12 protein-coding genes are annotated in these 15,706 nt (G+C 44.8%); 9 read left to right on the top strand and 3 right to left on the bottom strand.

What is annotated here, in order from left to right:
* The first annotated feature begins 315 nt into the window (after positions 1–315).
* The 6 genes from QUB30_RS03765 (at position 316) to QUB30_RS03790 (ending at position 8,083) form a co-directional block, all read left to right on the top strand.
* Positions 316–1,299 (top strand): calcium-binding protein, encoded by a 984-nt coding sequence (locus tag QUB30_RS03765; RefSeq protein WP_333329263.1) that lies wholly within the window; start codon positions 316–318, stop codon positions 1,297–1,299.
* A 273-nt stretch (positions 1,300–1,572) separates the two neighbouring features.
* Complete coding sequence (locus QUB30_RS03770; RefSeq protein WP_333329266.1) at positions 1,573–2,601, top strand: calcium-binding protein; 1,029 nt, start codon at positions 1,573–1,575, stop codon at positions 2,599–2,601.
* 73 nt (positions 2,602–2,674) lie between these two features.
* Positions 2,675–3,721, top strand: coding sequence for a calcium-binding protein (locus tag QUB30_RS03775; protein ID WP_333329269.1), 1,047 nt, complete (start codon positions 2,675–2,677; stop codon positions 3,719–3,721).
* Positions 3,722–4,035: 314 nt separating this feature from the next.
* Complete coding sequence (locus tag QUB30_RS03780) at positions 4,036–5,088, top strand: calcium-binding protein (protein ID WP_333329272.1); 1,053 nt, start codon at positions 4,036–4,038, stop codon at positions 5,086–5,088.
* Positions 5,089–5,207: 119 nt separating this feature from the next.
* A complete protein-coding gene (locus tag QUB30_RS03785) occupies positions 5,208–6,284 on the top strand; it encodes a calcium-binding protein (RefSeq protein ID WP_333329274.1) in 1,077 nt (358 codons plus the stop codon).
* Between the two features lie 215 nt (positions 6,285–6,499).
* Complete coding sequence (locus QUB30_RS03790) at positions 6,500–8,083, top strand: hypothetical protein (RefSeq protein WP_333329277.1); 1,584 nt, start codon at positions 6,500–6,502, stop codon at positions 8,081–8,083.
* Positions 8,084–8,303: 220 nt separating this feature from the next.
* Here the strand turns inward: QUB30_RS03790 and QUB30_RS03795 are convergent, their stop codons facing one another.
* Positions 8,304–8,780: an ankyrin repeat domain-containing protein gene (locus tag QUB30_RS03795; protein WP_333329280.1), complete on the bottom strand. Its 477-nt coding sequence runs from the start codon at positions 8,778–8,780 to the stop codon at positions 8,304–8,306.
* Positions 8,781–8,816: 36 nt separating this feature from the next.
* On the opposite strand from QUB30_RS03795, the gene QUB30_RS03800 reads away from it, so the two are divergent.
* Positions 8,817–10,103, top strand: a complete 1,287-nt coding sequence (locus QUB30_RS03800) for a lipid-A-disaccharide synthase (RefSeq protein ID WP_333329283.1) — start codon at positions 8,817–8,819, stop codon at positions 10,101–10,103.
* A gap of 132 nt (positions 10,104–10,235) precedes the next feature.
* Here the strand turns inward: QUB30_RS03800 and QUB30_RS03805 are convergent, their stop codons facing one another.
* Together QUB30_RS03805 and QUB30_RS03810 are read right to left on the bottom strand one after the other, a co-directional pair.
* The gene (locus QUB30_RS03805) at positions 10,236–10,406 is read right to left on the bottom strand and encodes a YqaE/Pmp3 family membrane protein (protein ID WP_333329286.1); all 171 of its coding nucleotides are present in this window, start codon (positions 10,404–10,406) and stop codon (positions 10,236–10,238) included.
* 39 nt (positions 10,407–10,445) lie between these two features.
* Complete coding sequence (locus QUB30_RS03810; RefSeq protein WP_333329289.1) at positions 10,446–11,390, bottom strand: fused MFS/spermidine synthase; 945 nt, start codon at positions 11,388–11,390, stop codon at positions 10,446–10,448.
* Between the two features lie 604 nt (positions 11,391–11,994).
* Here QUB30_RS03810 and QUB30_RS03815 point away from each other — a divergent pair.
* Complete coding sequence (locus tag QUB30_RS03815; RefSeq protein WP_333329292.1) at positions 11,995–13,065, top strand: ATP-binding protein; 1,071 nt, start codon at positions 11,995–11,997, stop codon at positions 13,063–13,065.
* Positions 13,066–13,144: 79 nt separating this feature from the next.
* The gene (priA, locus tag QUB30_RS03820) at positions 13,145–15,706 is read left to right on the top strand and encodes a primosomal protein N' (RefSeq protein ID WP_333329295.1); all 2,562 of its coding nucleotides are present in this window, start codon (positions 13,145–13,147) and stop codon (positions 15,704–15,706) included.

A 15,706-nucleotide genomic window follows, 5' to 3' on the forward strand; every position in this document is an offset into this window, starting at 1 on the left:
GTATAGGATTAATTAGTTGGATAAAAATAATTAAAAATTAATCAACCATTGAAAAATAAATCCTGAAAAAAGTTCCAAGTTTTGTAGAATTGATTAAACTTGCGGTCGAGCAATTAACTGATGGAAAAAAGGCATAATTTGTGAAGGCAGAATGTAACCTTCGGATAATTGCTGAGTCAAAAAAGTTGACATTTTACCAGGAATTTAAAACCATTTCATCACATATGTTTTGTGTAAATTCCTGATCGGCGATCGAGTTCATGGAAAGTTAATTGCTATAAACTCTCAAACTCATCAAAACCTTAAGGGGATAACATGGCTAACTACGCAATTTTCGACGAACAATTCTACCTCGCCTCATATCCTTGGGTCAAACCAGCCATTGACGCAGGAGTCATCAAATCCGGGAGAGAACACTTTGAAAAATTCGGGCGAGAAGGCGGTTTAACTAAAGTATCGCGTTATTTTGACGAAAATGCTTACCTTGCTGGGAATCCAGACCTAGCACCCTTTGTCCGCACAGTCAATCCAAACGCACCTTTTGCGACCGGCCTCGATCACTTTATCCAGTTCGGTTACGATGAAGGACAGCGCCGCACCCAAGTATCGCCTGAGTACGACGAAAATTTTTATTTAGCAAACAACTCAGATGTCCGACCGTTCGTTCAGAACGGAACTTTCAAATCAGGCTTCGACCATTTCATTAAATTCGGAATCAAAGACGGTCGGTTTGGGACTTCATTTTTTGAACCGGAATACTTAAAAGAAAACCCCGACATCGTGCCGTTTGTCAACTCTGGAACCTTGAGAACCGGTCGGGACCACTTCTTCAATTTCGGGAAAAACGAGCCGGCCCGCGACGCAACTTTTGTCGGCAGCCGCAGCAACGATGTTTTAACTGGTGTTGGCGTCGGCGATGTCGAACTCGTGGGAGTGGAAGTAGGTCTAGATTCGCAACGCAACCGACAGTATGAAAGCTTTGGCACCAATGAATTCGATGTCTTGATTGGTGCTCCGGGAACTAATACATTCGTACTCGGAGTTCCTGCTACATCCGGGAATTTTAGCCCGACACCGCTGTATTTGGGTAACGGTCAAGCTACTATTCGCAACTTCGACATAGAAAGCGATTTTATCCAACTGCAAGGAACTTCATTAAACGGCTACAGCCTAACTCCGGTTGGCAACAATTTGTCAATCCAGCGTTTTGGAGATGTGCTCGGCGTGATTGAAGGAGGAGCAACCTTGGGTTTGACTTTCCAAGAATCTAACGGTAACGGTACTTTCTTGATTGGATAGTCATTGGTCATTGGTCATTAGTCATTAGTCATTAGTTAATACTAATGATTAATGACTTTTTTCTGTCGAGAATTAACGGATAGAAAAAAGTATAATTACCGCCACAAAAATAAAGTCTTCGGATAATTAGTGTGTCACAAAAATTAATGTTTCACCAGGAACTTAAAACCATTTCATAAAGTCTGCATTGTATAAATTATTGATAGCCGATCGAGTGAATGGAAAGCTGATGGGTATTGACGCTCCCAATCATCAAAACCGTAGGAGGAAAATATGGCTAACTACGCAATTTTTGACGAACAATACTACCTTTCGCAATATCCGTGGCTGAAACCAGCGATTGATGCAGGAATCATCAAATCTGGAAGAGAACACTTTGAAAAGTTTGGTCAAGCCGCCGGTCTCACAAAAATATCGCGGTATTTTGACGAAGATACTTACCTTGAGGGAAATCCCGACATTAAACCCTTTGTCCGCACCCCCAACAACCCTAACGCGCCTTTTGCTACAGGCTTAGATCACTTTATCCAATATGGTTGCGAAGAAGGTCGCACTCGCGTATCGGCGGAGTATGACGAAGCCTTTTATGTAGCAACTAACCGAGATTTGCTGCCGTTTATTCAGAATGGAACTTTTAAAAATGGCTACCAGCATTTCATTCAATTCGGGGTCAAAGACGGTCGGTTGCCTACTTCTTTTTTTGAACAGGGATACTTAGGGAACCACCCCGACATTGGGCAGTTTGTCGAATCTGGAACCTTGAAAACTGGTCGGGAACACTACTTCAAGTTTGGACAATTTGAGCCAAGCCGCTCTGCGACTTTTGTGGGAACTTCCGGCAATGACATCCTCACCGGTTCCGGGGCGGGGAATGTGGAATTAATTGGAGTTGACGTAGAAGCCCCTAACGGTCTCCGACGATATGAAAGTGACGGCAGCAATGAATTCGATACTCTCACTGGCGGTAGCGGCCGCGATAAATTCGTGCTCGGTGACATTGTTGGCTTCAGGGGAGGAACCCTCTCATCCAGACAGTTCTACATCGGCCCAGGTTTTGCTACAATTCGGAACTTTACTCAAGGTCAGGATATCATCCAGATAGGGATTCCCTTAGATCAATTATTGGTGTTTCCAATCAACAATAATCGAGATTTAGCTATCCAAACTAATGGCTTCCCCGTCGTTGAAAATGGAGTTTTCATAGCCAGTCGCTTTGACACAATCGCTGTAGTTGAAGGTGGCGGCAATCTCAATTTGAATCTATTACCAGGATCTAGTGTTATTAGATATTTCCTTGGGTAGAAATCTCGCAGCTATTAAAGATTTGCCTTTGGCTTCTGTCGCTGCGATCGCTAATTGAAGAGAAGTGAAAAACATGGCTAACTACGCAATTTTTGACGAACAATACTACCTTTCGCAATATCCGTGGCTCAAACCAGCCATTGATGCAGGAATCATCAAATCTGGAAGAGAACACTTTGAAAAATTTGGTCAAGCCGCGGGTCTCACAAAAATATCGCGGTATTTTGACGAAGATACTTACCTTGAGGGAAATCCAGACCTTAAACCCTTTGTCCGCACCCCCAACAACCCTAACGCGCCTTTTGCGACCGGACTAGACCACTTTATCCAATACGGTTACGAAGAGGGTCGCCGCCAAGTATCGCCTGAGTATGACGAAGCGTTTTATCTCGCAAATAACCGAGTTTTGCTGCCGTTTATTCAGAAGGGAACTTTTAAAAACGGCTACCAGCATTTCATTGAATTCGGCCTCAAAGAGGATCAGTTTGGGACTTCATTTTTTGAAATACAATACTTAGAAAGCAACTCGGATGTTCGGCAGCTTGTCGAATCGGGAGCCTTGAAAACAGGTCGCGAACACTACTTCAATTTCGGGAAAAACGAGCCAAACCGGTCTGCTACTTTTGTGGGAACTTCCGGTAATGACATCCTCACTGGTTTCGGGGTGGGGCATACCGAATTAATAGGATTTGAAGTAGCTTATGCTACAAAAGGTATTGGCTTCCCCTCCTCCCCCGGGCGATATTATGAAAGTGACGGCAGCAATGAATTCGATACTTTAACTGGCGGTAGCGGCCGCGATACATTCGTGTTGACCCGTAGACGTCCCCGTTTCGGGAGTGGTAGACAGACGATGGACACGGACCTGTCCTACATCGGGCCGGGTTTTGCTACAATTCGGAACTTTACGCAAGGTCAGGATACGCTCGATATAGGGATTTCCTCAGATCTAGTGGTATTTCCCATCAACAATAATCGAGATTTAGCTATTCAAAAGAAGGGCTTCCTCGTCGTTAACAATGGAGTTACCGAAACCACTCCCTCTGACACGATCGCTGTTATTGAAGGTGGCGGAAATCTCAGTTTGATTCTACCATTCTATACCATTATTAGGGTATAGTTTTATTAGCGCTGTATGTGGGTAGAAATCTCGAAGCTATTCAGGGTTTGCTTTGTCTCTCAGGGGGAGACTTATGAATTAAAAAATCGGGAGATACAATTGCTATAATTCATAGCGTAGCCAATCTAAATCTGCAACAGATTGGGATGAGAAGTTCCTTTAACCCTCCAGTATGTCTCACTTTGCTGGGCTAGAAAGCATAGAGCTTAAGTGAGATTTGACTGTTGGGTAAAATCACCCGATCGGGTAATTCTCTCAGTTCTGGATTATGGATAAATTGCATAAACAGCTCATTAAACCCGCAGTAGGAAAACATGGCTAGTTACGCAATTTTTGACGAAAAATACTACCTTGCTCAATATCCTTGGGTGAAACCAGCCATTGATGCAGGAGTTATCAAATCTGGAAGAGAACACTTTGAAAAATTCGGTCAAGCCGCCGGCTTAACTAAAGTATCGCGATATTTTGACGAAGATACATATCTAGCTCAAAATCAAGATATTGCACCCTTTGTTCGGACCGCCAACAACCAAAACCGACCCTTTGCTTCAGGTTTAGACCACTTTATCCAATACGGTTACGAAGAGGGCCGCACGCGAGTATCGCCTGACTACGACGAAGTTTTTTATTTAAAGCGCCATCCGGAAATAACTCCCTTCGTGCAGAACGGAATTTTTAAATCCGGCTTTCAACACTTTATCCAATTCGGAAAAACAGAAGGTAGGTACGGGACAACTTTCTTTGAACCACGTTACTTGGGAGATAACCCAGATGTGGCGGCAGTTGTGGAGGCTGGAAGTTTAAAAACTGGTCGAGAACACTATCTAAAATTTGGGCAATTTGAGTCAAATCGATACGGATTTTTTACAGGAACCAACGGTAATGATATCGTCACGGGATTTACAGCGGGAAAAAATAAAATTATAGGACTGCAAGTAGCTTTCGCCGGCCAAAATCCACCTTTTGGCATTAATAAGAATAAGTATGACGCTTTGAAATTGGATGACATCACGAGAGAGCCTTTCCTGACTACCACTGAATTCGATACATTAATTGGCACTTCTGGCATTGATTACTTCGTGATCGGAGATGCTGTTCCCAACAACCGACGTAGTTTGCTCAGCCGGGTAGATTTCTATACGGGCAGTGGCGAGGCAAGGATTGTCAATTTTGAAAAAGGAAAAGATTTTATTCAGTTGGTGGAAAGCTTTAATGAACTGAGTATATTTCCATCAGGGGCGGACTTATTAATTCAAAAATCGGGAGATACACTTGCCAGAATTCAGGGCGGATCAAGTCTAACTCTGCAACCGATTGGGATGATAAATCCATTTAGTCCTCCAGTCGGTCTCACTTTCCTCGGCTAGAAAGCATAGAGCTTAAGTGAGATTTGACTGTTGGGTAAAATCACCCGATCGGGTATTGTGTCAGTTCCTGATGATTGATAAATTGCATAAACAGCTAATTAAAGCCGCAGTAGGAAAACATGGCTAGTTACGCAATTTTTGACGAAAAATACTACCTTGCTCAATATCCTTGGGTCAAACCAGCCATTGATGCAGGAGTTATCAAATCTGGAAGAGAACACTTTGAAAAATTCGGTCAAGCCGCCGGCCTAACTAAAGTATCGCGGTATTTTGACGAAGCTACTTACCTTGCTGGCAACCCAGACATCGCTGCCTTAGTCCGCACCCCCAACAACCCAAATGCACCTTTTGCGACCGGACTAGACCACTTTATCCAATACGGTTACGAAGAAGGTCGCACTCGCGTATCGCCTGAGTATGACGAAGCGTTTTATCTCGCAAGTAACCGACAGTTGCAGCCGTTTATTCAGAATGGAACTTTTAAAAACGGCTACCAGCATTTCATTGAATTCGGCATCAAAGACGGTCAGTTTGGAACTTCGTTTTTTGAAACGGAATACTTACTGAAAAACCCCGATATTGTGCCGTTGGTCAACTCTGGAGCCTGGAAAACCGGTCGCGAACACTACTTCAATTTTGGGAAAAGCGATCCAAGCCGCTCTGCGACTTTTATCGGAACTTCCGGCAATGACATCATCACCGGTGCTGGGGTGGGAAATACCGAATTAATTGGAGTTGAAGTAGGTTATGTTGCAAACAGTGATGGCTTTTCCATTCCCGGTCGAAATTATGAAAGTGAGGGCAGTAATGAATTCGATACTCTCACTGGCGGTAGCGGCCGCGATAAATTCATGCTCGGAGACCTTTTAGTAGGCGGTGGTGGTAAGCTATACAGTTCCCCAACAAGGCTCTATATCGGGCCGGGTTTTGCTACTATTCGGAATTTTACCCAAGGTCAGGATAGCATCCAGCTAGCATCAGGTAATTATGACGGAGATCCCTTAGATAAATTCTTGATATTTCCTATCAACAACAATCGAGATTTAGCTATCCAGACGAACGGCTTGTCAGTCTTGCGTCCAAATGGATCTTACGAACTTAGTAGCTTTGACACGATCGCTGTTATTGAAGGTGGCGGAAATCTCAAGTTGAATCAATTACCAGGATCTTCTTTTTCGATACTTTTACTTGGATAGAAATAGAGAAATATCGAAGCTATTCAGGATTTGCCTGATTAATGCTGTCGGTGCGATCGCACATTCGCAAAAAGGGCGATCGCACTTTTGTGTTTGCCATAAAAATAATAAAACAGGCTTAACGATAATTAACTTGACATAGTGAGTTCGTAGAGTTATTTATAGTGGGTCAAGTTTAATTGACAAGTAAGCAGACTAAGCTTGGAGAAATAATTATGACAAATTATGACATTTTTGACGAACAATACTACCTTGCGCAATATCCTTGGGTCAAACCAGCCATTGATGCAGGAATTATAAAATCCGGCAGAGAACACTTTGAAAAGTTCGGTCAAGCCGGCGGCCTCACCAAAGTATCGCGGTATTTTGACGAAGAAACCTATCTATCTCAAAATCAAGATATTGCTCCCCTGCTTCGTAGCGCCAACAATCCAAATGCGCCTTTTGCCTCTGGTTTAGACCACTTTATCCAGTTTGGTTACGATGAAGGCCGCACCCAAGTATCGCCTGACTACGACGAAGCATTTTATTTAAAACGATACCCCGTACTTGTGCCGTTTGTACAGAACGGCACTTTCAAATCGGGTTTGGAACACTTTATCAAATTCGGAGCCAAAGAAGGTCTTTATGCGAACACCTTTTTTGAACCAGAATACTTGCTGAAAAACCCCGAGGTAGCAGCAGCAGTAAAGGCGGGAGTTTTTAAAACAGGCTCAGAACACTACCGAAAATTTGGACAATTTGAGCCAGCCCGATCTGCTACATTTGTCGGTACTAAAGGCACTGACATTGTAACGGGATTTGGTGTGGGAAATGTTGAAATCATTGGCATTCAAGTATCTTTAAATGCAGCGGGCGATCGAGTTTATGAAAAACCTTCCGGTTTTCCCTCCCCCGTAAACGACACCCTAATTGGCGGTAACGGTACTGATACTTTCGTGCTCGGTGTTGGGGATTTTTCCGATGTGAATGGGGGTCAATTCTACGGGGGGGTTAGCAACTCCAACTATGCTACGATTAAAAACTTTGACCCGCAAGCCGATAAAATCCGCCTAGCGGGAACGCGAGGCAACTATATGTTGAACAATACTCCTAATGGAGATTTTAGGATTAGTGTCGGGCCGATTAGGGCTTTCGCACCGGTAGGTATAGTCGAGGGCGGTCAGAATATGCCGTTTTTCGTAAATCGGGGGCGCGAGCTCTTAATTTTTGATAAAGTTTCTGTATTGGATAACTTTTGGGAAGCTGGATATTTAGCAAACAATCCCGATGTTGCTGCGGCTGTTAAAGCAGGAAGTTTTGCTTCAGGTCTCGATCAGTATACAAAAGTTGGTCAATTTGAAACCAATCGATCTGCAACTTTTGTGGGGACTTCTGGGAATGATATTGTGACTGGTTTTGGCAAGGAAAAAACAACAATTATTGGAGTTGATTTTGATGGCAGTTATTTCAGTGACGGCAGCAACGAATTTGATACCTTGATTGGCAGCGAAGGTGCTGATACTTTTATTTTAGCTTATGGAAATATTCCGATGGGACCAGGCGGCTTTCCCTTCACCTCTGAATTGTATTCAGGCCCGGGGGAGGCTCGCATTCGCGACTTCAAGGCCAGTCAGGGAGATGCACTCCAGCTATCAGGCCAAGTCAGTGACTATCAAATATCTCCAGTGGGTGCAGATTTAGTCATCTCAAAAGCAGGAGATAGAATTGCAATTCTTGAGGGAGGTGCTGGATTGAATTTGAAACAACTGACATTTCCTAGCACCGAATTTAACCGGAATCCTTTCTTGCTGGGCTAGAAACCGGGTTGATGAAATGTTAACAGGATTTATGCAAAGACTCTCATAAACCGGGTTTAATCAAAAACCCGGTTTCTTGAATCAACCCAGTTTCTGAATTTAGGACTTACGCATGGGGTAGTCAGAAACCGGGTTTTTTTACGAAAATCCTTCGTTATAGTCCACAGATTAGGTAAAAAACCCGGTTTCTCTGGCCTTAATGCGTAATTCCTGTGAATAATTAAGCCCGATCGCGCGCTAGCTTCAAAACCTCAACCGCATCTTTGTGACCCTCCGAAGACGCCCAAATTAACGCAGTCCAAGTATTATTATCCTTAGCTTTGATATCAGCTCCTTTATCGATTAAAAATTCCACAACTTGAGTGCGCCCGCTACCTGCTGCACTCATCAAAGCCGTCAAACCAAAATTAGTTTTAGCATTCACATCCGCTCCCGCCTCCAGCAAAAGCTGTACAATCTCGCTATGTCCGGCAGCAGCGGCACTCATTAACGGCGTCCACCCGTCATTATCCTGACTGTTTGCCTCCGCACCTGCTGCCAGCAATTTTTTGACGATCGCAGAATTGCCAGCCTCAGCCGCAGCCGTCAAAGCTGTCTCACCTTGCTCATCTTTGGCATTGATATCTGCACGCTGTTCGATCGCACTTTCTACAGCCGCAACATCACCCGTCTTGACGGCATCAATTAAATCTGTCATAAATTCTCCCTTGTATCCTCTCAAATATTAAATCCTATGACAGTCGATATTTTAATCCTCTCCAACGGTCCCGGAGAATTGGCAACTTGGGTGCGTCCCGCCGTGCAAGCTTTGCGCCAGCAATTGGGAAACGCGGGCACTCAAGCGCGAATCTCTGTGGTGCTGTCCCCCTGTCCGCACGCCACCGGGAAAGAAGCGCAAATCGCATCTTCCTACCCAGAAGTTGACAGAGTGCAAGCACCGGAGCATTTTTTTCCATTCTTATTGTCGGGCAAAACTGCTGAAAATTGGGATTGGCATCAAACAGGAGTTGTTTTATTTTTAGGCGGCGATCAATTTTTTACGGTTGTGATTGGCAAAAGACTCAAATATCGCACTGTTATTTATGCTGAATGGGACGCGCGGTGGTATCGCTGGATTGATAAATTTGCGGCGATGAAACCAGAAGTTTTTGCTAAAATTCCCCAAAAATATGCTAATAAATTTACAGTGGTAGGAGATTTAATTGCGGAAGTAGCTCGTTCCCAGGCTGTGCCTGGAAACGCATATCCAGAGGCTCTGCCTCGTACAAAAATAGAATTAATTGGATTGTTGCCCGGTTCTAAAGCCGCAAAATTAGCTTTAGGTGTACCGTTATGTTTGTCGATCGCCCAATCCATCCACCGCCTCCGCCCTGAAACTCGCTTTGTAATTCCCGTTGCTCCTACCATAGATGTGCAAACTTTAGCACGTTTTGCCGACCCCAAACAAAATCCTTGCCTGCATTTATTTGAGAACGCTAGCGCCCAACTTCAGTTAACAGAACCGCCGTTTTTGCAGACAGCAAATAACTTGCAAGTAGAACTTTGGACGCAGACGCCGGCTTACGATTTGCTATCTGAATGCAGCCTGTGTTTAACTACTGTGGGAGCGAATACTGCCGAATTGGGTTCGTTAGCTGTACCGATGATTGTTTTGATTCCGACGCAGCAATTGGATGCGATGAAAGCTTGGGACGGATTGCCGGGATTGCTGGCAAATTTGCCGTTAGTCGGTTCCGTTTTTGCTACGGCTATTAATTGGCTAATCTGGCAATTGGGAAAGGGAAAGCTTTATGCTTGGCCGAATATTTGGGCACAGGAGGAGATTGTGCCGGAGTTAATTGGGAAGCTGGAACCGGAAGTAATTGCTCAATTGGCGATCGACTATTTGAGCCATCCTGATAAATTAGCACAAATGGGCGATCGCTTGCGTGCGGTGCGAGGAGAATCGGGGGCGGCGAAAAAAATTGCTGAATTGGTTTGTGAAGAAATTGAGGTGCAATCTAATTGTCATAAGAATTAGATTTTTTTATTTTTAACCGCAGAGGAACGCGGATTAACGCAGATTTAATCCAGATTAATTCGTGAAAACAGGCAAAAGAAAGTTTATTTTCTATTGCCTGTTTATTATCCAAAAACTGGATTTGCCCTCAAGTTAAGCTCGATCGTGCTTGGCAATTATCCAAATGGCGTGGATCATACCCGGAAACCAGAAAAAACAGGTTAGAACCAGGTTGATCCAAAAATCAGTCCCGAGGCCTACAGTCATAAATACGCCCAGAGGGGGAACAAAAATTGCAGCGACTATGCGAAGTAAATTGCCCATCTCAGTTACTCCAAACGAGTTTTCTCTTTCAATTTAACTTCACTGACTGACAGAGCCTTTCCCGAAAAATTTAGGCGGTGCTGCCATAGTGTAAACTTCGGTTTCAGCGGCGATTACCTCCCGCAAGTGACCGGGAAGCTGCATCAACCCCAACAGTGTAATTCCGTCGAACATCCGCAACCCGCCAGTTGTTTTCTCTGCAAGTAATTTGTCAGTAACTGCGGGTTCGGGTCGCGTATTTATTTCTTGATTAGAAGCTATGGCAAAACCCCAAGGAGCTCCGTAAGTAGAAATAAAGCTGGTGCAGGATTGAACATTGGAGAAAACAGATTTCAGGGTATTTACAATGCGAGCGTGCATTTTCATTTCTGCCGGAGAAACGGGGCCCGCTTGCACTACGAAATATCCGTTAGGTGACATTACGCTGCGAACTTTCTCAAAATACTCCTTGGTAAACAATTGGAAAGATGGGCCTTCTTCAATGGGATCGGACAAGTCAGAAATGACAATATCCCAATCATTGTCAGTTTTATCTAAATAGTCCAAAGCATCGCCGATTACTACTTCGCAGCGGGGGTCATCAAAGGCATTTTGGTGCATTTCGGGCAGGTGTTCGCGGCAAGCTTCTACTACTTCGCCGTCAATGTCGATCATCACGACTTTTTCAACTGTTTTCCAGCGCAGCACTTCTCTAATTGTAGCTCCTTCTCCGCCGCCGAGAACGAGGACTTTTTTGGGTGAACCGTGACAAATCATGGCTGGGTGCACCAGGGGTTCGTGGTACAGAAACTCGTCGCCCGTACAAGATTGCCACTTACCGTCTAAAACTAAGCCTTTGCCGTAAGTACCGGTCTGAACGACATACATTTCTTGATAGGCTGTTTTTTTGTAAGCGAGCACCGCGATGACGCCGTGAACGTAAATATCCCAAGGGGTAATGTACTCGCTCATCCAAAAATCGGCACGAACTTCGCTACCTGACATCAATTATTCTCCAAATATAAACGGCTGTGTCGATGTTGTCACAAGTAGTAGTTCTTAGCACAAAATGGTCAGGGTGTGTGAGTACGATCGACACATTGCAGTGAGATTTCGGAGAAATGGTATAGTGTGATTGCGTTCTGGGAGAGAGGAATTGGCTTGTTAGTTGAGATTGCTTGTGGGCGATCGCCCGATCGCACTTTTCTCGTCGCCCCTGGCTGTATCGCACTCACATTTAATATTTTCGCTTTGCATTGCCGGCGGGTTTTGTACAAATGTTGTCTGAATCGGGCCGTGTTTCGCGCTCAGTCCGCCCTTCTAAGTTTGCGATCGCCCTGCTGATTTATCAACAATCAGATGAAAACCCCGCAAATGCGAGTGCGCGGAAGAAAAGCGACCGTCGGTTTTAACCGGATTTGTTATTGATAACTTGACATTTTGAATGTATCTTAGATAAGATTTTTATAGAGATCAAAATAAAGCGAGTTTTGAATTTTTATGACAAAGTTTCAGAAAATATGTGGGACTTTTTTATAAACAAATCAAGGAAAAAAAAAGTTATCATGAAACTTTTATGACACTATTTTTAGGTTTAAAATAATAGCAGATGGAACCAACAGACTGGAAAAACAGAATCAAAGAGCTGGAAAAGGCAAATCAAATCCTACAGGAAAAACTCGAAACTTCGGAAACCGAACGCAGCGAATTAGAAGCCCTTAATCAAAAAACAGAATCTTTGCTAAAAACAGTCACTGAAAATTTTAGAGATTACGAAAAGATTGTAAAATCAAGAATGTCTACACTAGAAAAAGCCCTGGAAAACCAGCAAACAATGCAGCTCAAATTGATCGAAGCCGAAAAAATGTCTGCTTTGGGAATTTTGGTAGCTGGTATCGCCCACGAAATCAACAATCCCGTCAACTTCATCTACGGCAATATTACCTATGTCAATGACTACACGAGCGATATTTTAAAATTGCTCGCAATGTACCAGGATCGGTATCCCGAAGCAGATGCAGAGATGGAAGCTTTTCTTGAAAAAATTGACCTAGACTTTCTGCGCGAAGATTTGTTGAAAACTCTTTCGTCAATGAAAGTTGGCTCCGAGCGCATCCGCGAAATTGTGCTAACTTTACGCAACTTTGCGCGGGTAGATGAAGCCGAAAAAAAACCGGTTAACATTCACGAAGGAATTGACAGCACCTTGTTAATCGTGCAGCATTTAACCAAAGAAAAAGCAGGTTTGCCGGCTATAAAAATTGTTAAAAATTATGGAAAACTACCGAAAATTGAATGTTATGCCGGACAATTAAATCAGGTGTTTATGAACATCATTAATAATGCTATTGATGCCCTGCGAGAGCGAGACCAAAAGAGTTCCATAGCAGAGATAGAAGCCAACCCCAGCCAGATGGCAATTACTACTTCTATTATTTCGGAAAATTGGGCAAGAATTAGCATCAAAGATAATGGTATGGGCATGAATGAAGCTGTGAGAGCGAAAATTTTCGATCCGTTTTTCACCACCAAACCAGTTGGTCAGGGGACGGGTTTGGGACTGTCAATTAGCTATCAAATTATTGTGGACAAACACGGCGGGAGGTTGGAGTGCATATCCGCAATTGGAGAAGGGACTGAATTGGCGATCGAGATTCCGATCGCCAATTCCCGCAGCTAAGATCGATCGATCGAGCTAAACTGAGGGATAATGAAAACTCCCTTTGACCGCGGCTCCTCCTAGTTTGATGTGCAACCCTATGTCTACTGTCACTTTTGGTTTGTCAACCCCTATAGCGGCAGAGGCCGGGGCATCCTACGGCAGCAGCGAACCGCCACAGCGCCCCACCGTGCGGGCAGAGTGGATCGAGGTATTGGTGGACTCTCCTTTCAGGGTTGCGGGGGACTCGCCAGGGGAGGAAAATAAGTTATTTACCTATCGTTTACCTGCGGAACTTACCGTGCAACCAGGGGATATTTTGAGTGTACCCTTTGGCAGTCAACAGGTAGGCGCGATCGCAATTCGCTTCATTTCTCAACTGCCGCCAGACTTAGATCCGGCGCGGGTTAAAGATGTCGAAGATGTTGTCAGTACGGGGTTTTTCCCACCGACTTACTGGGAATTACTCGATCGCACTGCCACCTATTATTGCACACCATTAATTCAAGTAATTAGAGCCTCACTGCCACCCGGTTTGTTAAGCCGTTCCGTGCGCCGAATTCGCTTAATTAAGGACGCAATTTCTCCGAATGCCGAAACATTTCTCAATCCCGCAGCCAGTCAAATTTTGCAATTGCTGCAAGCTCAAAAAAACGGCGATTACACTTGGCAATACCTCCAGCGCCAAGTTAAGGGAAGTTATCGGGGATTGAAAGATTTATTGAAACGCGGTTGGGTAGAAAGTTATTTAGAACCGCCCAATCCTCCCAAACCACAACTCAAACCGGCAGTGACATTAATTGCTAGTGCATTTGTCACAGATTTAACCAAGCGGCAACAAGAAGTATTGGAAGTTTTGCGGCGCGGCGGCGGTGAAATGTGGATGAACGATTTGCTGAGAATTTGCAGCGCGAGTTCTTCTGTTGTCAAAAATTTGGAACAAAAAGGTAGCGTTGTCATCGATCAAAGGGAAGTTCTCAGGGGCGATCGCGGAATTTCTCAATTGCCCGATGCACCTAAAACTTTAACTCATTTTCAAGCTCAAGCTTTAGCGTTTATTAACTCTTTTTCGGGATTTCGTCAAGTGCTGCTGCACGGCGTTACAGGTTCCGGGAAAACCGAAGTGTATTTGCAGGCGATCGCCCCCATCTTAGCCAGCGGCAAATCCGCCCTCGTACTCGTTCCCGAAATCGGCCTCACACCGCAACTTACCGATCGATTCCGCGCCCGTTTTGGCGAGCAAATTTGCGTGTACCACAGCGCCCTATCCGACGGGGAACGTTACGATACATGGCGTCAGATGCTGACAGGAACGCCGCAAATTGTCATCGGCACGCGATCGGCCATTTTTGCTCCTTTACCTCACCTCGGCTTAATTATCCTCGATGAAGAACACGACAGCAGCTTCAAACAAGACCAACCAGCCCCCTGCTACCACGCCCGCACCGTGGCTAAATGGCGCGCCGAATTAGAAAATTGTCCCTTAATCTTAGGTTCCGCAACGCCAGCTTTAGAGACTTTTGTGGGGACGCGAAGAGATTATTACTCGTTACCAAATATCCATTATTTATCATTGCCCGATCGCATTTATTCGCGCCCGATGCCGCCTGTGGAAATAGTCGATATGCGCCAAGAATTGCGGCAAGGAAACCGCTCAATTTTCAGCGCTTCCCTGCAAAATGCGCTGGAACAATTGCGAGCAAGACAACAGCAAGGTATTCTATTTATTCACAGAAGAGGACACAGTACCTTTGTCTCTTGTCGGAGTTGCGGGTATGTGATGGAATGCCCAAACTGCGATGTTTCGCTTTCTTATCACCACGTCGGCGAAGCAACCGCAGAAATATTGCGCTGTCACTACTGCAACCACACCGAACGCCACCCCCAAAACTGCCCGGAATGCAGTTCTCCTTACTTCAAAAACTTTGGTAGTGGCACTCAGCGAGTCGAACAGGAATTAACGAGATTGTTTCCAGAATTGCGGGCAATTCGGTTTGACAGCGATACGACTAGAAATAAGGGCGACCACCGCAGATTGTTAACACAGTTTGCTAATGGGGAAGCTGACATTTTGTTGGGTACGCAAATGCTGACGAAAGGGTTAGATTTAGCGGGAGTCACATTGGTGGGAGTTGTGTCTGCTGACGGGTTGCTGAACTTATCAGATTATCGGGCAAGCGAACGAGCTTTTCAAACATTAACTCAAGTCGCGGGCCGTGCGGGCAGAGGTGATGATCCGGGGCGGGTAATTATTCAAACTTACACTCCCGAACACCGGGTTATTCAAGCAGTTAGGCGGCACGAATATGCAGGTTTTGTGGAAACAGAATTAGCAGAAAGGGCGGCGCTGAATTATCCTCCTTCGGGGCGGCTGATTTTGTTGCGGTTGAGCAGTGTAGATGCGGCGGAAGTGGCGGTGACGGCGGTACAATTGGCGTCGGTTTGTCAGGAGTATATTGAGCGATTGTCTGTACCGGGGTGTGAGTTGTTGGGGCCTGCACCTGCGGCGATTATGCGGGTGGCAAATCGCTATCGGTGGCAGATTTTGCTGAAGTTGCCTTTGGATGAGTCAGTGGATTTGTCGGATTTGATCGGATTGCGCGATCGCACGCCGCGTTCTGTTAGTTTAACTATTGATGTCGATCCGTTGAATTTTGGTTAA

The organism is Microcoleus sp. BROC3 (assembly GCF_036702515.1).
Lineage (GTDB): Bacteria > Cyanobacteriota > Cyanobacteriia > Cyanobacteriales > Microcoleaceae > Microcoleus.

What these genes read in the sequence shown, in the direction of transcription:
- QUB30_RS03765 (WP_333329263.1), top strand. Translation starts at nt 316, where the DNA reads ATGGCTAACTACGCAATTTTCGACGAACAATTCTACCTCGCCTCATAT.
- QUB30_RS03770 (WP_333329266.1), top strand. Translation starts at nt 1,573, where the DNA reads ATGGCTAACTACGCAATTTTTGACGAACAATACTACCTTTCGCAATAT.
- QUB30_RS03775 (WP_333329269.1), top strand. Translation starts at nt 2,675, where the DNA reads ATGGCTAACTACGCAATTTTTGACGAACAATACTACCTTTCGCAATAT.
- QUB30_RS03780 (WP_333329272.1), top strand. Translation starts at nt 4,036, where the DNA reads ATGGCTAGTTACGCAATTTTTGACGAAAAATACTACCTTGCTCAATAT.
- QUB30_RS03785 (WP_333329274.1), top strand. Translation starts at nt 5,208, where the DNA reads ATGGCTAGTTACGCAATTTTTGACGAAAAATACTACCTTGCTCAATAT.
- QUB30_RS03790 (WP_333329277.1), top strand. Translation starts at nt 6,500, where the DNA reads ATGACAAATTATGACATTTTTGACGAACAATACTACCTTGCGCAATAT.
- QUB30_RS03795 (WP_333329280.1), bottom strand. Translation starts at nt 8,780, where the DNA reads ATGACAGATTTAATTGATGCCGTCAAGACGGGTGATGTTGCGGCTGTA.
- QUB30_RS03800 (WP_333329283.1), top strand. Translation starts at nt 8,817, where the DNA reads ATGACAGTCGATATTTTAATCCTCTCCAACGGTCCCGGAGAATTGGCA.
- QUB30_RS03805 (WP_333329286.1), bottom strand. Translation starts at nt 10,406, where the DNA reads ATGGGCAATTTACTTCGCATAGTCGCTGCAATTTTTGTTCCCCCTCTG.
- QUB30_RS03810 (WP_333329289.1), bottom strand. Translation starts at nt 11,390, where the DNA reads ATGTCAGGTAGCGAAGTTCGTGCCGATTTTTGGATGAGCGAGTACATT.
- QUB30_RS03815 (WP_333329292.1), top strand. Translation starts at nt 11,995, where the DNA reads ATGGAACCAACAGACTGGAAAAACAGAATCAAAGAGCTGGAAAAGGCA.
- priA (WP_333329295.1), top strand. Translation starts at nt 13,145, where the DNA reads ATGTCTACTGTCACTTTTGGTTTGTCAACCCCTATAGCGGCAGAGGCC.